Here is a 23110-nt window from a genome sequence, read left to right as displayed (position 1 = left end):
GCAGAACTTTAGGGCAGCCTGTGAAATTTTTTCCAGCCCGCAAACGGCGGCCCGCCACAGGCGGTTTTCCAGCATTCAGGCCATACCGCTGCCTGCTGGGCGCAACTGCGGCGCAGCCACCCGGTTCCGGCCAGCCTGCTTGGCCATGTAAAGGCCTTGATCTGCTCGCTTGAGCAGACTCTCGGCATCGGGAATGGCAGCATCCCGACAGGACACCCCGGCACTCACGCTCAGCTTCAGATGCAACAGACCGGAGGAAAGCTGCGCCTCATCTACAGCACGACGCACCCGCTCAGCACACACCATGGCCGCTTCAATACTGGAGTCCGGACAGAGGACCACGAACTCATCACCACCCATGCGCGCAACCAGATCATGAGTGCGCACCGCGCTGCGAATCGCTACCGCCACCTGGCGCAGGGCCGAGTCGCCAGCGTCGTGACCATAGGTGTCATTGATCTGCTTGAAGTGATCCACGTCCAGCATGATGCAGGCCAGCGGGCGCTTGCTTCGCAACGAGGCCGCCCACTCCTGCACCAGGCGCTCGCTGAAAAACCGGCGATTGGGGAAGCCAGTCAGCGCATCAGTCAGTGCGACCTCCTGCAGGCGGCGATTACTCACCGCCAGCTCAGCCGCAAAATGACGGATTTCCTCGCGATCCTGTTCGATCTCACCATTTAGGGACGAAAGGCGCTTGCCAGCGCTCAGCCGAGCCAGCAACAGACGATGTGCCACAGGCTTGGCCAGCATGTCGTCGGCGCCGGCATCAAAAGCCTCCAGCGCCATTTCCTCGCTGTTGCAATCGCCCATCACGAGCACATAAATACCGCGTCCGATGCGCGTCTTGCGCAAGGTAAGCAGCAGCTCGGTAGCGCTTACATCAGGCATCTGCCAGCCAAGGAGCATCATGTCGGGACAAAAATCGAGCGCTAGCTCGGTCGCCGAAAAACCGTCGCGGGCTTCAGCCACCTCATAACCTGCTTCCAGCAGAACCTGACGCAACTCCTGACGCACCTCATCCACCGCATCCACCAGCAGCACCCGCAGAGCACGCGACACTGGCGATGTCCCGTCAGGAGAGGTTGTGGCTTCAACCGCAACAGAGAGCGGAGGGCTCGGCGGACGCAACAGGCGCTCGAAGGGCGGCAGTTGCTCCGCATGCACATGGAGCAAAGCGCCCCACTCCACCCACTCAGCCACCACGCCATCCGCCAGTACAGCAACGGCCTCCTCATCAAAGGACAAGCGCGAACCAGCCATCTTGAGGCTCTGCATCATGGCCGGACGCTCAGCCTCGGGCGCCATGCACAGGACACTCATCTGGCGCGCAAGACTCAACGAGAGGCTCAGGGTCGCGTCACGCGAGCCTTCCGGATGCGAACTCTCAAGGCCGGAGGCCACACAAAAGGCTGCATCCGTAAACAGACGCGGCAAGCCCCAGTCCGCCAGCATGGCGGCACCAAGCTCCGCATTAGTCATGGCAAAACTACGCGATTCAAGCGCCAGCAGGCGGGCGATGTCGCCCCCCGCATCGTGGCAGATGACGGCATAGTCGTGCGGATAGAGTGTCGCCAGCGCCAGCTCGCCGACCCTTGCCAGCAAACCCAGGCAATAGGTTTCATCCGGCGCGGCAACCCGGGTGCGCAAGGTAACCGCCTGCAGGGCCACTGCGGAAAGCAAGGAAGTCGACCAGTAGCGGCCGTAGTCGAACCCCTCGCAAGCACCGCTGCGGTGGTTGTTGAGCAACGAGAAGCCCAGAGCCATATTGCGGACGGCCGGCATACCCAGCACGGTAAGGGCATCCTGCACGGACACGACCGGACGACGACCATAGCCGATCACACCATTAGCAGCCTTGATAAGGCGGCCGACAAAAGCGGGGTCGGTGCGGATGAGCTGGGCGAGCTCCGCCATCGAACACTCATCCAGCTGCGTCATGCGCATCACGGCCAGGGCAACGCCCTTGGGTGAGGGCAGATCGCCAGAAGCCTTGAGTTGTTCGAAACGGGAAACGTCGATCGGGGGAGCCATGAAAAGTCGGAGTCCTGCAAACCGGGTTGAAGCCGACCACTCATGGCCAGCGCAAGCAATCGATCCGGTTAACGACAGAATGCGCCGAAGCTTGACCGCGGAATCCCGTTAGCCCGCAGGGGCCCGCCCGACCCGGTTACGCCCTGCCCGTTTGGCTGCATACAGTGCAGTATCGGCTGCAACCATCAGCTCCATCAGATGGGTATAGGCCGGAAAATGCGCAAGACCCGCGCTGAAAGTCACCGAAAAAATGCCTTCATCATAGGCATGATAGATCCGCGAAAACCCCTCACGGATGCTGTTCAGACGCTCTTCCGCCTGCTCCAGAGTGGCGTCGAAGAACACGATGGCAAACTCTTCGCCGCCGTAGCGCCCCACCACGTCAGAGCGGCGCAGGCGCTGCTTGAGGTAGCGCGCGAGAGTCCGCAGCACGCGGTCACCCACGGCATGACCGTAGCTGTCGTTCACGCGCTTGAAATGGTCGATATCAAGAATCGCGTAGCACACCGGCAGCGCCTGACGCTCGCCCTGAAGCAGCGCCTGCTGCAGCAGGGCCTTGGTCTTCACATGATTGAACAGGCCGGTAAGACTATCTTCCACCATCATCTTGCGCAGGCTGCGATAGCGCTCAGCCTTGGCCATCACGGTATTCACGAGCTGGGCCTGACTGATCGGCTTGGTGAGAAAGTCATCACCGCCATGGCGCATCGCCTCGAGCTGGATTTCGACACTCGTTTCGCTGGTCAGATAAACGATCGGAATGGATTCAAAAGCCTTGTTCTGACGAATGATTTTTGCCACTTCAAGACCGGTACAGTCCTGCATGTGAAAGTCCAGCAGCAGCACATCCGGCGAAAAATCCAGCAGCGTCTCGAGCACCCGGTCGGGCTCGCGAATCGCCCGCAAGCTGAGGTTAGGCATCGGCTCCAACGCCTTCTTTACCGAAGCCAGCACGGTGGCAGAGTCATCCAGAATCATGACCCGGTAGGGCTCTTCGCGCGCCGGGTAGGCTAGCGGATCAAGTGCATCCACGAGCGTGCTGACCGTGAGGGGCAACTGAAAAAAGCCCTGGGCTTCCAGCCGCACCGCCTGCAAACGCAAGTGAAAATCCCCTTGCTGCGACATTGCAAACCACTTCAGGCCAGCCTGATTGGCCTGGCGGATCAGGGCCCGGGTCTGCAGATCAACCAACGCCGGCAGATCGATCAATACCGTCACCGCCCGCTGCGCCAGCGCGAACTGCATGCCACCCATGAAATCGGAAAACACCCGGAAACTGTAACCGTAGTTCTCCATCTGCAGGAGCAACTCGGCCATGCTCTCCACTTCGGGGGTCAACACGACCACCAGTGGCAGACCTTCGTTTTCGCCAATCGTCAGATCACTCTGCTTACGACGCGGCGTCAGGCTGCAAGCATCACGCACGGCAGCAAATACGTTGGGCAAGAGCAAGTCGGCCTGGGATTTCTGCGCCTCTCCCGGATCTGCCAGTCCAGCCAGCATCCCAAGCAAAGGACGCAAGGCGACCTCCAGTTCGACCAGACCCTGTTCGCGTGCAAGACCATGCAAGCGATCACAATGGAGCATGAAGGCTGCCCAGAATTCGAGGTCGTGACTCGCCTGCCAGACCATTTTCCAGGCCAGCACCATTTCATTCCAGGCATCGTGAATATCACGGCGTTTAGTCATGCGACCCGCTTTTTTAGCTACAAGCTGAAAATTGTAGATCTAGCGAACAGTTACAATCAGGGTATTCCGCCGGCCGGCTATCCGGAACGCATTCATCGAGTCCCCGCCATGAACATTCCCATCATCCATTGCAGCACTTGCGGCAGCAAGGTCAATACCGAGATTCCGCCCGGCGATCACCGTCCACGCCAAGTGTGTCCGTCGTGCGGCCAAGTACACTACCTTAACCCCAAGCTCGTTGTTGGCAGTCTGCCAGTGTGGGAAGACAAGGTCCTGCTGTGCCGCCGTGCCATCGAGCCACGCCTCGGATTCTGGACCTTGCCTGCGGGCTTCATGGAGGCCGACGAGACTCTCGCCGAAGCAGCCTGCCGCGAAACCTTTGAGGAAGCTTGCGCCAATATCGAACTGCAAGGCCTGTACACCCTCGTCAACATTCCACATATCAATCAGGTCCACGTCATTTACCGTGCCCGCCTGCTGGATACCGGTTTTCACCCGGGTGAGGAATCGCTGGAAACCCGCCTCTTCTCAGAACAAGAGATTCCCTGGGATGAGATCGCCTTCCGCTCGATCAGCCTGAGTTTGCGAAATTTTTTCGAGGATCGCCGCCGCGGCAGCTTCACCCAACGAGAAGAAACGCTTTTGCCCGGCACAGCCCACCTGCCCTGATGGGGCCTCAAGCCAGAACTGCTCTCTGCCGTAAAGCGCGTAAGAACCCGCTTGTTACGGCGGGCTACGCCCGAAACGGAGAGCCATCATGCGCTGGTTTGAAAATCTTCAGTTCCGCAACAAGCTTGTAGTCAACTTTGTCATCAGCAGCGGCCTCCTAATCGCAGCTCTGCTCTTCTGCGCCTTCCGTATCGGTGGCCTTGGCGAAGACGTCGCGTACTTTGCTAATACCTCGGTACCTGCGATGAAATCTGCCGGCAAAATCAGCGAAATGCGTTTGCGCTATCGCGTGCGCAGTCTCGAATACATGCTGCCCGGGACTACGGAGGAGCGCGCCAAGCTGGAACAATCCCTTCAGCAACTGGATGGTGAAGTACAGAAAACCATTGAAGCGCATGCGGCCTTCGCGAACAGCGCCGAAGAGAAAGCACTGCTCGACGAAGTGCGGGTGGGCGCCGGTGAATACAAGAAAGTCGTCGAGGAAGGCGTCGCCAAGATCAAGGCAGGTGATGAAGAGGCTGCCCAGAACCTGCGCCGCAAGGAATGGGTCGCCAAGGCCAATGCCTTGCGTGACAAGACCGATGCCCTCAGCACCATGGTCCTCGAAGCCGGCCAGAAGCAAGGCGAAGAATCCATCCGCGAGGCCACCCAGGCACGTAGTCTGGCCTGGGGCGCGCTCATCCTCGCCACCCTGATTGCCATTGCTTTTTCATGGTGGTTCGCCCAGCGGGTCTCGCATGTTCTGGAATCCCTGGTCAGCATCGCCCGGCGCATCGCTGGCGGAGACCTTGGTATCCGCATCGAAGCGCGCGGATGCGATGAGATGGGCAAGCTGCTCAGCACCATGGAGGAAATGCGCGGAGCCTTGCACGGCATGGTCAACCGGATGCGCGAGCAGGCCGAGGGCGTCTCGCATGCGTCCCAGCAACTGGCGGAAGCCGCTCAGCAAACCGAGCTGAGCAGCAGTACGCAAAGCGAAGCCGCGTCAGCCATTGCCGCAAACGTGGAAGAACTGACTGTCTCGATCGCCCACGTCTCGCGTAGCACTGACGACGCCAGCAAGCTCGCCAGTGCTGCCGACCAGCAAGCGATTGCCAGTTCAAGCAAACTCAATCAGGTCGTCAGCGAAATCCAGCGCATCGCCCACATAGTGCGCGACGCGTCCCAGAAAATCGAAGTCCTCGAAGCCGAGTCTGACAAGATTTCCAACATTGTCACCGTGATCAAGGACATCGCTGATCAGACCAATCTGCTCGCACTCAACGCTGCAATCGAAGCCGCCCGTGCCGGCGAACAGGGGCGCGGTTTCGCTGTGGTAGCCGATGAAGTACGCAAACTCTCTGAGCGCACCGCGGCTTCCACGTCCGAAATCACCCAGATGATCGCCAATATCCAGCGCTCCACACGCGAAGCGGTAACCGGCATTGAAAGCGGCGTCGGCTCGGTGGATACCGGCGAAGAACTGGTCGGTCAAGCTGGCAGCTCGGTCGATGAAATTCGTCAGCTGGCCAGCAAAGTAGCGGATCTGGTGGAAGAAATTTCCCACGGTCTGCGCGAACAGGCCACTGCTTCGACGGACGTAGCCAACCGGATTGAACAAGTTGCGGTACACGCCGAAGAGCTCAACTCCAGCACCGCCAGTACCGGCAACGCTGCGCGCAACCTGCAGGACATCGCACGCGACATGCTGGGCTCGGTCAGCCACTTCCAGCTCGGACGCTAAACCCTCTACCCATGAATAAAGGCCGGAAGTCCTGGCAAGCTTCCGGCCTTTTCTTGTGTCCTGCCAGGCTGAACGGCCTCAAGCCACCTCGGAGACACTAGCTGTTTCCGTGCTCTGACCGAAAGCGCCATAAGCCTGCGCCAGCTGCATCATGCGCAACATCACGGCAAACTCGTTATTACCGCTCGCCTGAGTCGAGTCGCTGCCGCCCGTCCCGCTCTCCTGCTCGAAAGCCATTGCTTCACTATGGCTCACCTTGCCGTTGCCATCGGTATCGGCCTGATCAAAGTTTTCAACAATGCTCGAGATCAGGCTGGAACGCTTGCTATCGGTGCTGCCGATCTCCTCCAGCTGAGCGCTCAGCTCATCCTGCGTAAAGCCTTCATCATCTTGCGGTGGAGGAGGCGGTGGCATCCCGCCCGCTGCACCGGGCCCACCCATGCCGGCCATGGCACCACTCATGCGCATTGCATTGAACTGGTTATCAAGCTCCTCGGCCAGCTTGGTCAGACTTGAGGTCAGCTCACTCTCGGTAAGCTTGCCATCGCTGTCGCCATCCAGCGCCGAGAAAATTTCATCGGCATCACTCGCACCGGAAATCTGCTCGAACGCCGATTGCAGGTCGGTTTTCTCGATATAACCCTGACTCTTGGTGTCCAGCCGCGCAAACAGGCTGCTGGCCATCGAACTGATGCTGCTGCCAAGACCACTGATCATGATGTGCTCCTTGCGTCTTCAAAAGAGATGACCGACAAACGCCGGCCGCGCAGCCCAGCCCATCGCAAAACGGGCGTGAACATGCCTTCCCCATGGCAAGTTATCGGCCAGCAACGTGCAATTTTTTTAGCGAACGGCGTTAATCCAGTTAAAAACTCATCAAGAAAACAGCTTCGTGCGCTGCTTTCAGGCCCGCTTCCTCACTTCGCACCGGCCTCAGGCGGCAACTTCTGCCGCTCTCCAGAGGGACGGCAATATCCGCACGGCCGGCGCAGTCAGTCTTTTAGAACAGGCTCCCGCCGTAACCGGCAAGGACTGCCGACGAAAAAAAAGCCACTCCGACGCAGAACGCAGGAATGGCTCAAGTGACAAGACAGGGAGTTCCCACCGGGAGGAGTAGTGGGGGCTGAGCTTGCCAAAAAGACTATCCCGGGCCTGCATGAAACACATCAGCCGCCCGGAAGAGGCTCAGGAAAATTTCAGCGCCTTTCGTCGCGCGGGGCTGGCGGCTGATTGCCACCGCCACGCGGGCCTTCGCCTGGCCTGCCCGGCTCACGCGCCCTGCCTGAATCGAGCGCCTTGCGCTGCTCAGGGCTCAGCAGGCTCAAGAACTGATGTTCTGCCTGGGCCTGCAGTAAAACCAGTTCGGCGCGAGCCTGAGCTTCAGCCTGCGCAAGTTCGCGGGCCTTTGCGGCCGTGAACTCGGCCGTACCGATCAAGGCTTGCAAGGCCTCATGCGCCTTGCGCTCGGCCTTGCGCTGGGCATGGATGGCCGGTGCCTGCTGGTGATGAAGCTGAAACAACTTGTCTTGCTGAGCCTCACTCAGATCGAGTTGCTCTAATGCAGCACGCGGTGGCAAGGCGCCCCCCCCCATACCAGGCATGAAGGCTTCGTGCGGCGCACGCATCGGCGGCATTTCGGCAAAGGCAGCCGGGGCAGTGCACAGACTGGCCAGCATCAGGCTACGCCAGAGGTTTTTGACTGCAGACATGACAGACTCCTTGTAGAGGTTTAACGGGGCTGCCATGGCTGGCGGCATGGAAAGCATTCTCGGCGTTACCACTGTTAAGCCCCCTCAAGCAGCCGTAAAAACACTAAAAACGGTGTCATAAGCCTCTCTGGCAATCGGCCTTCTGGCTTCGTAAAAATGATTAAAAGCTATAGCAAACCAACAGGCGGCTGACGCCGCATTCGCTATCATGAGTTCATCAAATGATTGATTCAGAAGGTTTGCGATGAGCCGGGTACTACTGGTGGACGACGATCAGGAACTCGTCGAAATGATGAAGGAATACCTGCTGCAGGAAGGTTTCAGCGTGGAAACCGCGAACGACGGCGAGGCCGGCCTGCAGAAAGCACTTGGCGGCGATTTCGCGATCACGGTGCTGGACATCATGTTGCCGCGCCTGTCTGGCATCGAAGTGCTCAACCGCATCCGAAAGCAAAGCCGTATGCCGGTACTGATGCTTACCGCCAAGGGCGATGACATCGACCGCATTGTCGGCCTGGAACAAGGCGCGGATGACTATGTCCCCAAACCATGCACGGCCCGCGAGATCACCGCGCGTATCCGCGCCATCCTGCGCCGCACTGGCACCCAGGAAGAGCCGGACAGCCTGCCGGTCAGCGCTGGCGAGCTCATCATGTGGCCAGACCAGCGCCGTGCCCAATGGCGCAATCAGGCTCTCGAGCTGACCAGCACCGAGTTCAATCTGCTCGAAGTGCTGGCCCGCCATGCCGGCCACACCGTTTCCAAGCAGTTGCTGTCCGAACAAGGGCTGGGACGGCCCTTGCAGAAATTCGACCGCAGCATCGAGGTGCACCTGTCGAAGATCCGTGAAAAACTGGGCCCACAGGAAGACGGCCGCTCGGTCATCCAGACCATCTTCCGTCAGGGTTATCAGTTCATTCGGAGCTGACATGGGGCGCCTGTTCTGGAAACTTTTTCTGGCGATTTTCCTCGCCCAGCTGCTCACGGGCTGGGGCGTGGGCTTCCTGTTCTGGCTTGAGCATGCGGCGCGTCAGAATCAGTCTCCGAATATGGCAAGCGTGCCGGGCAGCGCCCGGCCAGAGGGGCCGCCCCCAGCCTTCGCCCCCGGCGGACCGCAACCTCGCCCCCCGGGCGCAAGCACTAACACACAGGAATTCCAGCGCCCCTTCCCGCCTGGACCACGCCCCGGAGGGCCACGTGGCCTGCCCTGGCAACCCGCAGTCATCGGCCTGATCGCCAGCCTGCTCTTCGCGGCCTTGCTGGCGCGCCATCTCTCTCGCCCCATCGTTGGCCTGAGCAAGGCTTTCAAGGACGTGGCCGGTGGCAATTTCGACATTCGCCTGGCCCGCAACAAGCTGCACTGGCAAGATGAGCTTTCAGATCTGGGCGAAGAGTTCGACCGCACGGCGGCCCAACTCAAGATGCTCGTCCACAACCAGCGCCGGCTTCTGCACGACGTTTCCCACGAAGTGCGTTCGCCGCTGGCACGTATGCAGCTGGCCATCGATCTAGCCCGCCAGCAGCCGGACAAAACCCCGGAAAGCATGGCCAGGCTGGAGCGCGAAGCCGGCCGCATTGATCACCTCGTCGAGGAATTGCTGACGCTGTCGCGACTTGAAGCAGGCGCTTGTGGTCAGCTCGACGACACGGTGGACTTGCCCGAACTGCTGGGTGAGCTGGTAGAAGACGCCCGTTTTGAGGCCGAAGCGAAGAAATGCCATGTAGCGCTGGGAGGCGACGCACAGGGTCTTGTGAAGGGGCGGGCAGATCTGCTCCACCGGGCCATCGAGAACGTGCTGCGCAACGCGATCCGCTACACCACGCCGGCAAGCGCGCTCAGCGTCGGCGTAGAAAACCACGGTGAAGAGCTCTGCGTCACGGTGGAAGATTGCGGCCCTGGAGTGCCCCAGTCAGCCCTGGAAACCATCTTTGATCCCTTTGTCCGCCTCGGAGACGCCCGCAGCAACGACGGCTACGGGCTTGGTCTGGCAATCACCCGGCAGATCATCGAAGCCCACGGCGGGCGGGTCATCGCCAGCAATCGCGAACAGGGTGGCCTGCGCGTAGAGATGTACCTGCCCATCAGTCAGGCCAATACGGCAAGCGCTTAAAACGCCCGGCGGGTTTCAGGGCAGGAACTCAAGCTCCAGCACAAAAGCCTTGCCCTGCAGGGCTGCCGGCAGTTCTGCGCGACGGGCAGCGCTCTGCAGGCGTCGAAGCCAGGCCTGATCCATCTGCGCGTCACCACTTGCACGCAGAAGACGCACTGCTTCAGGACGCCCATCCGCGGCCAGTGCCAGCTCCAGCAAGACTCCAGCCTCTGACAGTGCGGGCCAGGGCTCATCGTCTGCCATAAGCAACGCCAGGCGGTAAGCCACTCTGGCTTCCGCCATACTCAGGGTGCGTAGGGCGACCTTTGGTTCTGGCGACACTACACTTGGCGACTCAGACGGTACAGCAGGCGCCACAGCAAGCGCGGCCGGCCCATGTCTGGTAGCAGGAACACGCACTTCACTACCGGGCATCAATGCTGGTTCGATCCGCTGGACCACTTCAGCTTGCACTGGGCGGGGAGGAAGAAGCGGCGCCACATACAGACTCAGCTTCGCCTTAACAGGCACCGGCAGGCGCTCACCTGAGACGCCCATGCCGCGCCAGAGATCCAGCACCAAAAGGTGCAGCACAAATGAAGCTGCGAGGCCACCCAGACACAGGCGCTGCCACTCGCGCGGCGAGGAAGGATTGCTTAATCGGGCCAAGGCGGTTAGCGTGTAGGAAGAGTAGTCCCGAGGAACATGCAGGTTTCATTCTCTGGAGCGTTCCATGCGTCCGCCCGAGCATCGCCCTGAAGTCCGTGTCCTATCCCGCGAACGCTGCCCCCTGATCCTCACGCTGGATACTCAGGGGCAACCCCATCGCTGGGTAAGCTGGCAGCACGCCCTGTTCTACTACGCGCGCAATATGGTGGCCTGGGATGCCGGGGATGCCTGTTTCACCTTTCACGGCGGCATCTCGCGCCAGACCGGCGTGCGCTCGATCATCACCGCCAACAGCATCATCGCCATCAAGGGGCGGGCACTCTCAAGCCGCACCCTGCGCCAGGTGCCACCACTATCCAATCGCGAACTATTCAATCGCGATCGCCACGTCTGCGCCTATTGCGGGCAGGAGCTGCAGTCTGCCCGCCTGACGCGGGACCACGTCAAACCGGTTTCACAAGGCGGCGCAGACAGCTGGATGAATGTGGTGACAGCTTGCCGCAGCTGCAATCAACGCAAGGGCGGCCACACCCCCGAGCAGGCGCGGATGATGTTGCTCTACGCGCCTTATGTACCGAACAAGGCCGAGTACCTGATCCTCTCGAACCGCAGCATCCTCGCCGACCAGATGGATTTCCTTGCCCATCACCTGCCGGCCCAGAGCCGCCTGCGCTGAGCGCTTCAAGGGGCTCCGGGAGAGCCTGATACACTCGTGCCCTCGCCTGCCGCCCTGCACCCGCCGCGCCATGACTGAACTGATCGGCTTCCTTGCTGCCTTCTGCACCACCCTGGCTTTCGTACCACAAGCCTGGCTGACCTGGCGGACCCGCTCGGCACACGGGGTGTCACTGGGCATGTACAGCATCTTCGTGACCGGCGTGGCACTCTGGCTGGTCTATGGCATCGCCATCCTGTCCTGGCCAGTAATCGTGGCCAACGCCATCACCTTGCTGCTGGCCCTGTTCATCCTGATCATGAAGCTGCGCTTTGGCTGAGCACCTCTGCCTCAGAAGCAGTTCACGATCTGACTGCGAGGCCGTGATCAGGACTCATGCGCTGCTCGGAATCCTCATGTATCCACATACACTCCGATTCCTGCGCATGTCGATGCCCTGCTGACAGTCTCTCGCTACAGATCGTTAACAGCTTCTCAGGCCTGCTTCACAGGCTCCAGACCACGCCCCACCCCAAACTGCAGGCTGTCAATCTGCAACTCCTCCAGATAGGCTTGCCTTTCCAGTTCGATTTCACTGCTGGCAAGGGCTTCCGTGTGCTGTGCGTGTGCGTTGTCGTGGTTCATGCTTCTCTCCATTGTCAGACCGTAGCCTGCTTGTGCGCCACTTGCGCGGCGAATGTTCTGGTGTGCAAATGCTGCATTGCAAAACGACGCCTGACCACTGGAGAAAACCCTTGCCCGTGAAATCCACCACAGCGCATCAGCAGAAATGAAACGGGCCGCACAAGGCGGCCCGTTTCATTTCTGGCAGTCCCAGCGAAGGGACCTCCTCATACTATTTAGCCATGTCCAACATCAGCTGGTTCATGCGGCGGATGAAGGTGGCCGGATCATCCAGCGTGCCGCCTTCGGCCAGTAAAGCCTGATCGAAGAGCACGGCGGCCCAGTCATCGAATTTGCCGTCTTCGCTCTTCAGGCGCGCCACCACCGGGTGCTCCGGGTTGATCTCCAGAATCGGTGCCGAGGTCGGCACGTTCTGGCCGGCAGCCTTGAGCAAGCGCGCGAGATTCGCACCCATCTCGTTCTCGTCCACCACCAGGCAGGCCGGGCTGTCGGTCAAGCGATGCGTCACGCGCACTTCCTTCACGCGCTCACCCAGCGAGGTTTTCACCTTTTCCAGCAGCGGCTTGAACTCTTCAGCCTGCTCTTCGACCTTCTTCTTCTCAGCCTCATCCTCAAGCGCACCCAGATCGAGGCCGCCCTTGGCTACCGATACGATCTGCTTGCCATCGAACTCGGTCAGGTAGCTGATCGCCCACTCGTCGATACGGTCGGAGAGCAGCAGCACTTCAATGCCCTTCTTGCGGAAGACTTCGAGGTGCGGGCTGTTCTTGGCCGCGTTGAAACTTTCGGCGGTGACGTAGTAGATCTTCTCCTGGCCTTCCTTCATGCGGCCAATGTAGTCCTTCAGCGAGACGCCTTCATCCGCCGTGTCGGTATGCGTGGAGGCAAAGCGCATCAGGCCGGCAAGCTTGTCCTTGTTGGCAGAATCCTCGCCCAGACCTTCCTTGAGCACACGGCCGAACTCACGCCAGAAGTCGGCGTAGTCATCCTTGCGGTTCTCGGCGATGTCTTCGAGCAGGCTCAGCACCTTCTTCGTGCAACCGCCGCGAATAGTGTCGACGTCCTTGCTCTCCTGCAGAATTTCGCGCGACACATTGAGCGGCAGATCCGCCGAATCCACCACCCCGCGGACGAAGCGCAGATAGTGCGGCAGCAGCTTCTCGGCGTCGTCCATGATGAAGACGCGGCGCACATAGAGCTTCAGGCCATGGCGCGGATTGCGATCCCACAGGTCAAACGGTGCCCGCTTGGGCACATACAGCAGCTGGGTGTACTCGTGACGCCCCTCGACCTTGGCATGACTCCAGGCCATCGGGTCTTCAAAGTCGTGCGACACATGCTTGTAGAAAGCCTTGTAATCGTCGTCCGACACATCATTCTTGGAGCGGGTCCACAGCGCGTTGGCCTGGTTGATGGTCTCCTCTTCGTCGGACACCACGTTCTCGGCCTTCTCCTGATTCCACTCTTCCTTCTGCATCAGGATCGGCTGCACGATGTGATCCGAATACTTGCGGATGATCGAGCGAAGCTTCCAGCCGGAGAGCAGATCGTCTTCGCCTTCGCGCAGATGCAGGATGATGTCGGTGCCGCGCAGCGCCTTGGTATAGGACTCAACCGAGTATTCGCCGGCTTCGTCACCGGCCATCGAGCATTCCCACTTCACGCCGGCATCCGCCGCATCGCCGGCACGGCGAGTCAGCACGGTGACCTTGTCGGCCACAATGAAAGCCGAGTAGAAGCCCACGCCGAACTGGCCGATCAGGTTGGCGTCCTTCTGCTTGTCACCAGAGAGCTTGGAGAAGAACTCCTTGGTACCAGACTTGGCGATGGTACCTAGATGGTTGATCGCCTCCTCACGGCTCATGCCGATACCATTATCCGAAATCGTGATGGTGCGCGAGGCCTTGTCAAAGCGCACGCGGATCTTCAGTTCGGAATCGCTCTCGAACAGCGCAGCGTTGTCCAGCGCCTCGAAACGCAGCTTGTCGCAGGCATCCGAAGCGTTGGAAACCAGCTCGCGCAGGAAAATCTCGCGATTGGAATAGAGGGAGTGAATCATCAGGTGAAGCAGTTGCTTCACTTCAGCCTGGAAACCACGTTTTTCGGTGGTGGATGCTGCCCGTTCAGTCATGCTCTTTATCCTCCGGTAATGCATTTGTTAGCATTCGGAGAGATAGGGGCGCCGGTTCCGAATTTCAAGCCCCCGCTTTGCGGAGCATCCACTTGGCCCCTCCCCCCGCTCTACCGGAAAGCAGCCAGGCTGAGCCGCTAGCCGGTGATCTGCTGGCGCGATCGGCATGGTCCTTCCTCGGGATCTATCTGTTGCTGGTAGTTCTGATCCTCGCAGGCACCTGGGCCTTGATTACACAGGACTGGGTGCGCCAGCAAAAAGTCCAGGAAACTGAACTCTCCAGCCTCGCTCACTCGCTCGCCGAAATGCTCGAGCATGATCTGGCAGATGCCGATCGTGCCCTGCGCAGCCTTGGCCGCATGCAAGCCAAAGCCCTATCGGCAAACACGGAAAACCTGCGCGAGCTAGCCCGCCAGGAATTGCTGCAAGCCCCACACATTGCTCGCCTCTCCATCTGGTCGGCAAAAGGGCAGGAAATCATGGGCGTGCAGCAGAACATGCTGGCCACCACCCTCTCCAGCCCTCTGCCGTCGGTGGAACTTTTCCGCCGTCAGCCTCAGCAGGGGCTCCTCATCCACACCGCTATCGTAGGGGCAGATGGTTTGCGCTACCTGCCGGTGGAACGTATACAGCGTGGCGCACAGGGCGAACTGCAAGGCTACGGCGTGGCGCTGCTGGAGGTGACCACCTTAGAGCAGTACTTCCGTGCCATCCGCCTGACGGACTCAGACCAGGCCAGTCTGCTCGATGGAGACACCCGCCTGCTGACCAGCATGCCTGTAGAAACTGACGCCCCAATGCCGGACTTCCGCCGCCTGTTGGCCAGCCAAGCCAACGGCCAGCGCCCGGACAAGGCCTTCGGCACCACTTACGAAATAGATGGCGAGAGCCAGGTCGGCGTCTTCCGCTGGCTGAGCCGTTACCCATTGATCGTGGAGGCCGCCCGCCCTACCGCCGTGGCAAGGGCTGGCTTTACCGCCATGAAGCGCCGCCTGCTGACGGGAGCCGGCGCACTGATCGGCCTGCTCGGCTTGCTCACCTGGCTGATTTACGCCGACTCACAGCGCCATCGCTCGGCGCGTGCCAGTCTCGGTCGCATCAACGCCTCTCTCGAAGAGCGAGTCAGCCGGCGAACAGCTGAACTGGAGCAATCCAACCGCGAAATGATCGCCTTCAGCTATTCGATTTCCCACGACCTGCGCGCGCCGCTACGCGCCATCAATGGCTTTGCACACGCCCTGCGCGAGGACTTCAGCGAACGCCTCGATGATCAGGGACGCGACTATCTGGATCGCATCTGCCGCGCCAGCGTTCGCATGGGCGAGTTGATCGACGAACTGCTAGCCCTGGCCAACGTTTCACGTGCCCCTCTGGTGATCGAGGAACTCGACCTGACCCTGATCGCCAGCGACATCGTGGAGGAGTTGCGCCTCGCCAGCCCGGAACGCCAGGTGCTTTTCCAGGCCCAGGCCAACCTGCATGTGGAGGGTGATGAAGCCTTGCTGCGCAACGCGCTCACCAACCTGATCGGCAATGCCTGGAAATTTACCCGCGGCAGACGCCCGGCCGTAATCAGCTTCACGGCCGAAGAAGAAGCGGAGTTCATTCGCTTTACGCTCGCCGACAACGGTATCGGCTTCGATATGGCCCATGCCAAACGCCTGTTCCAGCCCTTTCAACAATTGCACGGCAACCAGGGCTTCGGCGGCACCGGCATCGGACTGGCCTCGGTACGCCGCATCATCGAGCGTCACGGCGGACAGATCTGGGCCGAAGCCGATCCGGAACAGGGCGCCAGCTTCATTTTCACCCTGCCCCTGCGCGCCCGGGTGATCCGCAGACGCCGCAAGTAGGCCTTCCCCGAGGGTTAACGGACAAGGCCCGCCACTTGCGTGACGGGCCTCATCAGGACTGCATCGAACCGGCCTGTGCGACCGGCCCGAGGGTAAAACTTACTTCAGTTTGCCAGCACCTGCGTTGCTGATCACCGAAGCCTTGGCCGCTGCGGCGGTTTGCAGCGTGTAAGCGTAAGGCGGGGTCCACACATTGGCGCCGGTCGGCACGGCATAGCCACACTGACCATCCCAAGCCACCGGGGTGGTGTTGCCACCCTTGTCGGTCAGCATCAGGTGACCAGAGGAACGAAAACCGATCGGATTTGTTCCGTTACCGCCATCAATACCCTTCTTGCAGAAGCTGTCAGTCGCCAATGCCGTGATCTCGAAATACATGTTCTCGACCAGCATATTCGACTTGTAGCGCGGATCCACACCACTGCCAAACTTCAGGTCAGCCGGCACAGAGCTATCGGTACGGCCATAGATGTAGTTGTTGAACATATGCACCTGACCATAACGGTTCAAGGGCAAGCGTGATTCCAGGCGATCATAGAAGTTGTTGGACAGGGTGACGTGCAGACGGCCGTCATCGCTCCAGGCACGACCCGAATCACCGTTGCCGATGAGGGTGGTCTTGTGGTGCTTGAAGAAATAGCTATTGGTGACCGTCGTGTAGTCGGAACCGCGCACGATATCCAGCAGTCCATCATGACGGGTGTCACCTGCCAGCGAATCCGGCGTATCGCCATCGCCCATCGAGATGTGATCGATGTAGATGTTCTGCGCACGCGACAGGGTCATGCCGTCCGCGTAAGCATTGGCAGAATCTTCCGGATTGACGTCCCAGGGCGCATCAATCTGCAGGTTGCGGATGATGATGTTGCGCGTCCAGGTCGGATAGTCTTCGCTGTCCTTGCCGGCGGCGATCCAGGCGTTGTAACCGGCCTGAGCATCTGCAGCACCATTGGCCAGCTCGCCACCAATCAGGATCGACGTTCCGGTGATACGGGCGGTGCGCCCCTGAGCGTCGTTGATACCCACCAGCGTGGTGTTCGACGGGATCATGATCGAGCCGCCGTACTTCTGATCCATGTAGCTGGTGTATTCCTTGAACACCGTATTGTTGGCACTCCAGCGCAGATCAATGTGGCCCACCACGCGCACGATCTTCGGCTCCAGACCGGCTTCAGCCAGGGCTGCAACCAGTTGCTGACCATTGAACACGGTGTAGACACGGTTGGCCGCAGCAGCCGAACCACCCGTCACGACTACCTTGCCCTTGCGCGACCAGGTATGCCAGCCGTTTTGCGGCGCCGTGGCACGCTCGAAGCTCAGCACCCCGCCAGTCGGATCCACTGTGGCGAATTGCCAGGTCGGCAGCACCGGAGCGGCCTTGTAGTTGGTCGGGTTGTGCAGACCATCGATCGTGGCCGGCGCCAGATAGTTGCGCACGCCATAGGTATAGCTGCCGCTGACGTTCTGCAGGGGAGTGCTGGCACCCGTCAGGGTGCGAGCGTCAATACCTGCAGCCGAAACGCTGCTCGCAGCGGCGGACGAAGCGGCTACCGAGGATGCCGCAGCCGAAGACACTGCAGCCGACGAAGCGGCGGCGCTGCTGGCGGCCTTGCTGCTGGAAGCGGCCGAAGAGGCGGCAACGCTGCTGGCTGCGGCGCTGCTCACGGCAGCACTGGAGGACGAGCTGCTCAGCGGGCCATAGGAGCACCATGCGGAAGTGGTATAGGTGTTGGTCGGGAAAGCCGAACCAATACAGGCGAAGCTGTCAGTCTTGGTGGCATACACGAAGCTGCCGGACTTGCCCAGCGCAACCGAACGGGTACCCGCCATCGTGCAGGTGGCGCCGGTATTCTGTGCGCACTTGGTGTAACCGGTGGGATAGTCGCTGGCGGCCTGCACATTGGCAGCCAACAGCAGAAGGGCGGCTCCGCCCAGGATCTTACTTTGCATGGTGTCTCCTAACTTATTTATGACGCAGACCTGTTCCGGCCTGCCACCTCGTCCAGTGCTACAACTTTAGATGTAAGACAAATTCTTACAAAAGTAATAGACGAGCAGGAGAAAACTAGTGCAGCGACCTCGCGCTGTCAATGAGAGCCTGAGGTTCGTTCATCGTGTTTCCGAAAACACGAAACTGTTTTCTGCGTTGGAACAACATGCTGCGGCGCAAGATTACCCACTTCAGCAGATTCCGCACTGCAGCAAGGAAAAATAGGGGCGGAGACGTCCGGCCATCGGCACGCATACGGCCGGAATACCCGCCTGATGGCTATTGCACAGAATGGATTGCTTCCTACAATGGAAGCTCGTGCTCTCTTGCTGCGCAGGCTATCGGCCATCTGCCGAGCAGAACCTGACGCCCGGGCGCGCTACCGGAGGCTGCTGCATGAGTGTGATCGCTGTCGTTAACCGCAAGGGAGGCTCGGGCAAGTCCACACTGTCCACCCATATCGCCGCCTATCTCGCCTCACTGGGTGAGGAAGTGATGCTGGGCGATATCGATCGCCTGCAGTCCTCGCGCCTCTGGCTCTCCTTGCGCGATCCACGCTACAAGAAGATTCACGGCTGGTCGATCGATGAGAAGAACTTCGCCCGCCCGCCTGCCGGGGTCAAGCATGTAGTGCTCGACACCCCCGGCGGCTTCCAGGGCTTCGGCCTGATGAAGGTCACCATGTATGCCGATGCGATCCTGCTGCCCGCAGCGGCCGGGATCTTCGACCGTAATTCGGCTGCCGAGAGCATCCGCGAGCTGCGCGCCTTCCCGCGCGTGGCCAGCGGTCGCTGCAAGATCGCCTGCGTGGGTATGCGCATCGATGGCCGCACCCGTCAGGCAGAAGCCTTGCAGGCCTGGGCCAGCGAACAGGCGCTCGATTGCATCGGTACGATCCGCATGGCCCAGGCTTACAGCAAATGCCTCGAAGCAGGCCTGTCGATCTTCGACTTCCCGCCGAACAAGGTCGAAACCTATCTGCCGGAGTGGCAGCCGATCACAGCCTGGCTGGATGCCATTCTGGCCGCCGCCGCCCCGACTCCTGGCAGCCACGGCTCACGCGAAGAGTTACGCACCCGCCAGCCCATCCTCGCCTCGCGCCCGGTACTGCCACAGCTTTGATTCACACGCGTGGGCGATAATCACGCTTTTTGCGAGCCCGCCCCGCCATGAGCCACGACCTGCCCCCCCTGCCCGCCCTGGAACCCGGCCACTATCGCCATTACAAGGGGGGTGAATACGAAGTTGTCGGGGTCGCCCGCCATAGCGAGAGTCTGGAAGCGCTAGTGGTCTATCGCCCGCTCTACAACGCAACAGGGCTGTGGGTGCGGCCTTATGCGATGTTTGTCGAAAGCATCGAGATCGACGGCCAGCATCAGCCACGCTTTGCCCGCGTGAGCTGAGGAAGCTCAGAAGCTGTTCACGATCTGTAGCGAGAGGCTGTCAGCAGGGTGAAGAGCAGCACAGGAACCGGAGTTTATGTTGATAAATGAGGATTCCGAGCAGCGCATGAGCCCGGATCACGGCCTCGCAGTAAGATCGTGAACAGCTTCTCAGCCCTCAGCATCGTCCGGTGCGCTCAGCAGCTCACTGACTTCATCGAGCTGCACTTTTTCGATCTTCTGAAAGTGGCCGGAAATTTTCTTGCTTGAAACGTGAACATCCTGAACATCCTCATGGGCCAGACGGATGTGATCGGCGAGCTTCTTCATGCGCTGATCGAAGAGACCGAAATCCTTTGAAAGCTTGCCCAGCGCGTCCTTGATGAGATGGATCTGCTTGCGCGTTTCGACATCCTTGAGCACCGCCCGGGCGGTATTGAGCACCGCCATCAAGGTGGTGGGCGACACGATCCACACGTGGCGGGCCTGCGCGTAGCTCACGAGATCCGGATGGTAGGCGTGGATTTCGGCAAACACCGCTTCAGCCGGCACAAACATCACCGCGCCATCGGAGGTTTCTCCCGCAACGATGTACTTGCTGGCAATCGCGTCCACATGGCGCTTGATGTCCTGCTTGAACAGGCTTTCGGCGGCCTTGCGCTCGATCTCGCCAAGCCCAGGCTCGAACATGCGGTGATAGTTTTCGAGCGGAAACTTGGAGTCCACAGCGACCCGGCCAGTCGGCTCAGGAAGTCTCAATACGCAATCGGCGCGCACGCCTGAGGCCAGCTGGCACTGAAACTCGTAGGCATCCGGCGGCAACGCGTTCTGAACCAGGGCTTCGAGCTGCACTTCACCGAATGCGCCACGTGCCTTCTTGTCCCCCAGTAGCTCCTGCAGGCTCACCACATTCACGGTCAAGTCACCAATCTTCTTCTGCGCTTCATCGATGGTCGCCAGCCGCGCCATGACGTTGGTGAAGGTTTCATTGGTCTTGGCAAAGCCCTCGTCGAGACGCTGATTGACCACACCGGTGATCGCATCGAGACGCTCGTTCATGCTGCGGGTCAGGCTTTCAGTGGTTTCGGCCTGCTGCAAGGACGCCTTACGCAAGCCATCCTGCAGCAGCTCGCGGTCGGCTCGGGCGGCCTCGGCAAGTTTTTCGAGCGTCTGAGCCAGCATCTCGGTCTTCAGCTGGTCCTGCCGCGCGATCAGGGTGCTGGCAAGTTCAGCAAGCTTCTGCGCCGTTTCACTGCCCTGCTTCGTCACCAGTCCTTGCAGGGCAAGCTGCAGTGCCTGCATGGCCTCGCGCGTCGCACGCAACTCCTCGCCCACCAGCGTGCGCTGGCGCTCGGCACTGTCGGTATGGGCCCCGATCATGCGATCGCCAAGGCGATCGAGGCCGGCGGCGAAATCGTTGAGCATGGCACGATGGCTATTACCCAGCGCCACATCAACGCGTGCCAGCAGCGCCTCACTTTGCACCTGCTGTGCAGTGGCCTGCGCGGCAAAACGCAAGCCCAGCCAGATGACGGCCAGCACCAGCAAGCCCAACACGGCAAGAATCGCGAACTCCATCTCAGCGCTCCTCGGTGAGTCGCTTGAGTTCGATGTCGAGGGTATCGGCATCCGCCGCGACCATCGCGTTGCCATCCTGCAGCGTGCACTGCAGCTGCATGCCACGCTCGGCTAGGGCTGCAAGCGCCTGGCTCTGGCGGCTATCGACCAGCCACACCGTGAGTTTGTCCTGCTTGCCGAAGGCTGCAGCATTCTGCTGCCACCACTGTTCCACGCCACGGCCGTAAGCATAGACGCTGACCTTGTCGGCGCGCCCACAGGCCCGGCGCACGAGGCGCTCGTCAGGCTGGCCGACTTCAATCCAGTGCTGCACGGCGCCTGTCAGATCACGCTCCCATAAGGCCGGCTCATCATCGGTGGAAATGCCACGGCCGAATTCTAGGGACTCGCTGGCGTTGTAGATGAAGGCGAGCACGCGCACCATCATGCGCTCGTCAGTTTCGGAAGGATGCCGGGCCAGAATCAGATTGTGGGCGGCGTAATAGTGACGATCGAGGTCGGAGATACCGACCTCCGCCTTGAAAACGGTGGAACGCAGGGCCAAGGGTTGCTTCTTTCTGTTACTTGCGACGGATCACGAAGATGAATTCAGCGGCATCCGCCGCGCTCTGATCTTCCAGCTCATGTCCGGTCTGGCGCGCGAAGGCTTCGAAATCCTTCTTGGCGCTGGGATCAGTGGCGAGAACACGCAACAACTGGCCGCTTGCCATACCGGCAAGGGCTTTCTTGGTGCGCAGGATGGGCAGCGGACACTTCAGGCCGCGCACGTCGAGTTCGCTTGTACTCATGATCTTGTTCTCTTTCCGGAAGACTCAGCGATCTTTCATCGCTTCTTCGAACAGCTTTTTGACTTCACGCAGGCGCGCATCCAGAGCCGCCTGCTCCATGTAATCACCACCACCAGCACGCTGGGCAATCTGCAACTGATCCAGTGCCGAGCTCAGATCCCCCTGCAGCAGGTAGACCTCGCCCAGTGCACGATGTGCCTGGGTGGTACGTCCCAATGCAGTGTTGGCCTTGGACTGCAGCACGTAGAGACGGTAGTCCGTACTCGGCGCCCGCAGCAGTGGGTCGACCACCTTGAGGGCTTCTTCCGGCTTACCGCCAGCGAGCCAGGATTCCGCCTCGCAATACAGAAGCGAGCGGCGCATCGGATAGAGCGTACGCGCTTCACGGCAGGTGCGTGCGGCCGTATCGAAGCGGCCATGGGCACGCTCGATGTCGGCACTGAGCATGGCCAGCATCGAGGTATCCGGCTTCAGCTTACGCAACTCCACCAGCGCCTGAGCGGCCTTGTCGAGCTGATTCTCGGCCAGGTAGGCGCGTGCCAAGCCATACCAGCGGGAGGACTGCTCCTGCGCCGTCACCACCTTGCGCGGCAGCAGACGTGACAGGGCAATCTGCCCCCCCGCCTGCAAGACCTCGACTTTACTGCGCACCAGCGCGAAATCGATGGAACTGGCATGCGGCTGCGCGCGCAGCTGATGCACGCGCGAACCGATGTCGGACACCCGGTCCTGAGTCAGCGGGTGAGTACGCAGATAGGCCGGTGCATTGTTATCCATGCCGCGAGTCTGGGCATACATGCGCTCGAAGAAGCTCGGCATGCCTTCCGGATCAAAGCCGGAGGAGTCCAGAATCTGAAGCCCGACTCGGTCCGCCTCGCGCTCATAGTCACGCGAGTAGGAGAGCTGACTCTGGATTGCCGCCGCCTGGCCAGAAGCGAGCAAAGCGCCAGCCGCCGCCGGACTGTTGCGCCCGGCCAGGATGGCCAGCAGCAGCGAACCGATCATCATGGCGGTGGTATTGCCCTGGCGCGAGAGCATTCGGGCCATATGGTGTTGCTCGACGTGACCGATCTCGTGCGCCATCACCGAGGCCAGCTCGGACTCGGTGGCAGCCGTCGCAATCAGCCCGGTATGCAAGCCGATCACCCCGCCTGGCATGGCGAAAGCATTGATGGTGCGATCATTCAGCACGAAGAACTGGTAGTTTTGGCCAGCCACCACCGGGCTCGATGTGAGGGAGCGCCCAAGCGCCGCGAGGTATTCCTCGACCTCGGGGTCGTCCAGATAGCTTGGCTCGCGGAAACGCACCTCGCGCATCACCTCTTCGGCAATACGGCGCTCCTGGGCGGGCGAGAGCGATTGCTGGGCGGGATCCCCCAGATCCGGCAGGCGGTTGGCCAACTGCTGGGCAGCCACAGGCTGGATCAACAACACGGCAATCAGCAGCCGTGCCAACAGGCGACAGGGAGCAGAATGAATTTGCATCCGGCTATGATACTGCCCGGCTT

General features: G+C 60.5%; 21 protein-coding genes. 9 read left to right on the top strand and 12 right to left on the bottom strand.

Going from position 1 to position 23110, the window contains the following annotated elements:
• Nucleotides 1–75: 75 nt before the first annotated feature.
• Together C0V76_RS11235 and C0V76_RS11230 are read right to left on the bottom strand one after the other, a co-directional pair.
• Nucleotides 76–2031 (bottom strand): diguanylate cyclase, encoded by a 1956-nt coding sequence (locus C0V76_RS11235; RefSeq protein WP_101942495.1) that lies wholly within the window; start codon nucleotides 2029–2031, stop codon nucleotides 76–78.
• 108 nt (nucleotides 2032–2139) lie between these two features.
• Complete coding sequence (locus tag C0V76_RS11230) at nucleotides 2140–3720, bottom strand: diguanylate cyclase (protein ID WP_101942494.1); 1581 nt, start codon at nucleotides 3718–3720, stop codon at nucleotides 2140–2142.
• Between C0V76_RS11230 and C0V76_RS11225 the strand changes: the two genes are divergently transcribed.
• Nucleotides 3697–4389 carry an NUDIX hydrolase gene (locus tag C0V76_RS11225; protein WP_371460146.1) on the top strand — a complete coding sequence of 231 codons (693 nt, stop codon included), beginning with the start codon at nucleotides 3697–3699 and terminating at the stop codon, nucleotides 4387–4389. The genes C0V76_RS11230 and C0V76_RS11225 overlap by 24 nt on opposite strands.
• 88 nt (nucleotides 4390–4477) lie before the next feature.
• Entirely contained in the window at nucleotides 4478–6112 is a 1635-nt protein-coding gene (locus tag C0V76_RS11220; RefSeq protein WP_101942492.1) for a methyl-accepting chemotaxis protein, read from the top strand.
• 78 nt (nucleotides 6113–6190) lie between these two features.
• On the opposite strand, the gene C0V76_RS11215 is transcribed toward C0V76_RS11220, so the two are convergent.
• Both C0V76_RS11215 and C0V76_RS11210 read right to left on the bottom strand, forming a co-directional pair.
• On the bottom strand, nucleotides 6191–6829 hold the full coding sequence (locus C0V76_RS11215) for an EF-hand domain-containing protein (protein ID WP_101942491.1): 639 nt from the start codon (nucleotides 6827–6829) through the stop codon (nucleotides 6191–6193).
• 479 nt (nucleotides 6830–7308) lie between these two features.
• Nucleotides 7309–7821, bottom strand: coding sequence for a Spy/CpxP family protein refolding chaperone (locus tag C0V76_RS11210; RefSeq protein WP_158239220.1), 513 nt, complete (start codon nucleotides 7819–7821; stop codon nucleotides 7309–7311).
• Between the two features lie 244 nt (nucleotides 7822–8065).
• Between C0V76_RS11210 and C0V76_RS11205 the strand changes: the two genes are divergently transcribed.
• Nucleotides 8066–8749, top strand: coding sequence for a response regulator transcription factor (locus C0V76_RS11205; RefSeq protein WP_101942489.1), 684 nt, complete (start codon nucleotides 8066–8068; stop codon nucleotides 8747–8749).
• Between the two features lies 1 nt (nucleotide 8750).
• Nucleotides 8751–9932, top strand: a complete 1182-nt coding sequence (locus C0V76_RS11200; protein ID WP_101942488.1) for an ATP-binding protein — start codon at nucleotides 8751–8753, stop codon at nucleotides 9930–9932.
• A gap of 15 nt (nucleotides 9933–9947) precedes the next feature.
• On the opposite strand, the gene C0V76_RS11195 is transcribed toward C0V76_RS11200, so the two are convergent.
• Nucleotides 9948–10175: an energy transducer TonB gene (locus C0V76_RS11195; RefSeq protein WP_101942487.1), complete on the bottom strand. Its 228-nt coding sequence runs from the start codon at nucleotides 10173–10175 to the stop codon at nucleotides 9948–9950.
• A 469-nt stretch (nucleotides 10176–10644) separates the two neighbouring features.
• On the opposite strand from C0V76_RS11195, the gene C0V76_RS11190 reads away from it, so the two are divergent.
• Complete coding sequence (locus C0V76_RS11190; RefSeq protein WP_101942486.1) at nucleotides 10645–11256, top strand: HNH endonuclease; 612 nt, start codon at nucleotides 10645–10647, stop codon at nucleotides 11254–11256.
• Between the two features lie 70 nt (nucleotides 11257–11326).
• Nucleotides 11327–11575 carry a SemiSWEET transporter gene (locus C0V76_RS11185; RefSeq protein WP_101942485.1) on the top strand — a complete coding sequence of 83 codons (249 nt, stop codon included), beginning with the start codon at nucleotides 11327–11329 and terminating at the stop codon, nucleotides 11573–11575.
• Between the two features lie 155 nt (nucleotides 11576–11730).
• Here the strand turns inward: C0V76_RS11185 and C0V76_RS19910 are convergent, their stop codons facing one another.
• Together C0V76_RS19910 and htpG are read right to left on the bottom strand one after the other, a co-directional pair.
• The gene (locus C0V76_RS19910; RefSeq protein WP_158239219.1) at nucleotides 11731–11880 is read right to left on the bottom strand and encodes a hypothetical protein; all 150 of its coding nucleotides are present in this window, start codon (nucleotides 11878–11880) and stop codon (nucleotides 11731–11733) included.
• 211 nt (nucleotides 11881–12091) lie between these two features.
• Complete coding sequence (gene htpG, locus C0V76_RS11180) at nucleotides 12092–14011, bottom strand: molecular chaperone HtpG (RefSeq protein WP_101942484.1); 1920 nt, start codon at nucleotides 14009–14011, stop codon at nucleotides 12092–12094.
• 92 nt (nucleotides 14012–14103) lie between these two features.
• Here htpG and C0V76_RS11175 point away from each other — a divergent pair, with 92 nt between their 5' ends.
• Entirely contained in the window at nucleotides 14104–15864 is a 1761-nt protein-coding gene (locus tag C0V76_RS11175) for an ATP-binding protein (protein ID WP_158239218.1), read from the top strand.
• Between the two features lie 99 nt (nucleotides 15865–15963).
• Here the strand turns inward: C0V76_RS11175 and C0V76_RS11170 are convergent, their stop codons facing one another.
• Nucleotides 15964–17814, bottom strand: coding sequence for a polysaccharide lyase family 1 protein (locus C0V76_RS11170; RefSeq protein ID WP_254048225.1), 1851 nt, complete (start codon nucleotides 17812–17814; stop codon nucleotides 15964–15966).
• A 436-nt stretch (nucleotides 17815–18250) separates the two neighbouring features.
• On the opposite strand from C0V76_RS11170, the gene C0V76_RS11165 reads away from it, so the two are divergent.
• Both C0V76_RS11165 and C0V76_RS11160 read left to right on the top strand, forming a co-directional pair.
• Nucleotides 18251–18976: a ParA family protein gene (locus tag C0V76_RS11165; protein ID WP_158239217.1), complete on the top strand. Its 726-nt coding sequence runs from the start codon at nucleotides 18251–18253 to the stop codon at nucleotides 18974–18976.
• 47 nt (nucleotides 18977–19023) lie between these two features.
• A complete protein-coding gene (locus tag C0V76_RS11160; protein ID WP_101942481.1) occupies nucleotides 19024–19257 on the top strand; it encodes a DUF1653 domain-containing protein in 234 nt (77 codons plus the stop codon).
• A gap of 150 nt (nucleotides 19258–19407) precedes the next feature.
• Here the strand turns inward: C0V76_RS11160 and C0V76_RS11155 are convergent, their stop codons facing one another.
• The 4 genes from C0V76_RS11155 to C0V76_RS11140 are packed head-to-tail and all read right to left on the bottom strand — an operon-like array spanning nucleotide 19408 to nucleotide 23087.
• Nucleotides 19408–20814, bottom strand: coding sequence for a DNA recombination protein RmuC (locus C0V76_RS11155; RefSeq protein WP_101942480.1), 1407 nt, complete (start codon nucleotides 20812–20814; stop codon nucleotides 19408–19410).
• A gap of 1 nt (nucleotide 20815) precedes the next feature.
• The gene (locus C0V76_RS11150; protein WP_101942479.1) at nucleotides 20816–21358 is read right to left on the bottom strand and encodes a YaeQ family protein; all 543 of its coding nucleotides are present in this window, start codon (nucleotides 21356–21358) and stop codon (nucleotides 20816–20818) included.
• 16 nt (nucleotides 21359–21374) lie between these two features.
• Nucleotides 21375–21602 carry a sulfurtransferase TusA family protein gene (locus C0V76_RS11145; RefSeq protein ID WP_101942478.1) on the bottom strand — a complete coding sequence of 76 codons (228 nt, stop codon included), beginning with the start codon at nucleotides 21600–21602 and terminating at the stop codon, nucleotides 21375–21377.
• A gap of 24 nt (nucleotides 21603–21626) precedes the next feature.
• Nucleotides 21627–23087 (bottom strand): M48 family metalloprotease, encoded by a 1461-nt coding sequence (locus C0V76_RS11140; RefSeq protein ID WP_101942477.1) that lies wholly within the window; start codon nucleotides 23085–23087, stop codon nucleotides 21627–21629.
• Nucleotides 23088–23110 lie beyond the last annotated feature (23 nt).

Origin of the sequence: Uliginosibacterium sp. TH139, assembly GCF_002855595.1 — a bacterium.
GTDB lineage: Bacteria > Pseudomonadota > Gammaproteobacteria > Burkholderiales > Rhodocyclaceae > Uliginosibacterium > Uliginosibacterium aquaticum.
The sequence above is the reverse complement of the archived record's forward strand: the minus strand, read 5'-3'. Positions and strand labels throughout refer to the sequence as shown.

Excerpts from the sequence above, each read along its gene's own strand:
- C0V76_RS11235 (WP_101942495.1), bottom strand. The coding sequence starts at position 2,031 with ATGGCTCCCCCGATCGACGTTTCCCGTTTCGAACAACTCAAGGCTTCT.
- C0V76_RS11230 (WP_101942494.1), bottom strand. The coding sequence starts at position 3,720 with ATGACTAAACGCCGTGATATTCACGATGCCTGGAATGAAATGGTGCTG.
- C0V76_RS11220 (WP_101942492.1), top strand. The coding sequence starts at position 4,478 with ATGCGCTGGTTTGAAAATCTTCAGTTCCGCAACAAGCTTGTAGTCAAC.
- C0V76_RS11215 (WP_101942491.1), bottom strand. The coding sequence starts at position 6,829 with ATGATCAGTGGTCTTGGCAGCAGCATCAGTTCGATGGCCAGCAGCCTG.
- C0V76_RS11210 (WP_158239220.1), bottom strand. The coding sequence starts at position 7,821 with ATGTCTGCAGTCAAAAACCTCTGGCGTAGCCTGATGCTGGCCAGTCTG.
- C0V76_RS11205 (WP_101942489.1), top strand. The coding sequence starts at position 8,066 with ATGAGCCGGGTACTACTGGTGGACGACGATCAGGAACTCGTCGAAATG.
- C0V76_RS11200 (WP_101942488.1), top strand. The coding sequence starts at position 8,751 with ATGGGGCGCCTGTTCTGGAAACTTTTTCTGGCGATTTTCCTCGCCCAG.
- C0V76_RS11195 (WP_101942487.1), bottom strand. The coding sequence starts at position 10,175 with ATGGCAGACGATGAGCCCTGGCCCGCACTGTCAGAGGCTGGAGTCTTG.
- C0V76_RS11190 (WP_101942486.1), top strand. The coding sequence starts at position 10,645 with ATGCGTCCGCCCGAGCATCGCCCTGAAGTCCGTGTCCTATCCCGCGAA.
- C0V76_RS11185 (WP_101942485.1), top strand. The coding sequence starts at position 11,327 with ATGACTGAACTGATCGGCTTCCTTGCTGCCTTCTGCACCACCCTGGCT.
- C0V76_RS19910 (WP_158239219.1), bottom strand. The coding sequence starts at position 11,880 with ATGAACCACGACAACGCACACGCACAGCACACGGAAGCCCTTGCCAGC.
- htpG (WP_101942484.1), bottom strand. The coding sequence starts at position 14,011 with ATGACTGAACGGGCAGCATCCACCACCGAAAAACGTGGTTTCCAGGCT.
- C0V76_RS11170 (WP_254048225.1), bottom strand. The coding sequence starts at position 17,814 with ATGCAAAGTAAGATCCTGGGCGGAGCCGCCCTTCTGCTGTTGGCTGCC.
- C0V76_RS11165 (WP_158239217.1), top strand. The coding sequence starts at position 18,251 with ATGAGTGTGATCGCTGTCGTTAACCGCAAGGGAGGCTCGGGCAAGTCC.
- C0V76_RS11160 (WP_101942481.1), top strand. The coding sequence starts at position 19,024 with ATGAGCCACGACCTGCCCCCCCTGCCCGCCCTGGAACCCGGCCACTAT.
- C0V76_RS11155 (WP_101942480.1), bottom strand. The coding sequence starts at position 20,814 with ATGGAGTTCGCGATTCTTGCCGTGTTGGGCTTGCTGGTGCTGGCCGTC.
- C0V76_RS11145 (WP_101942478.1), bottom strand. The coding sequence starts at position 21,602 with ATGAGTACAAGCGAACTCGACGTGCGCGGCCTGAAGTGTCCGCTGCCC.
- C0V76_RS11140 (WP_101942477.1), bottom strand. The coding sequence starts at position 23,087 with ATGCAAATTCATTCTGCTCCCTGTCGCCTGTTGGCACGGCTGCTGATT.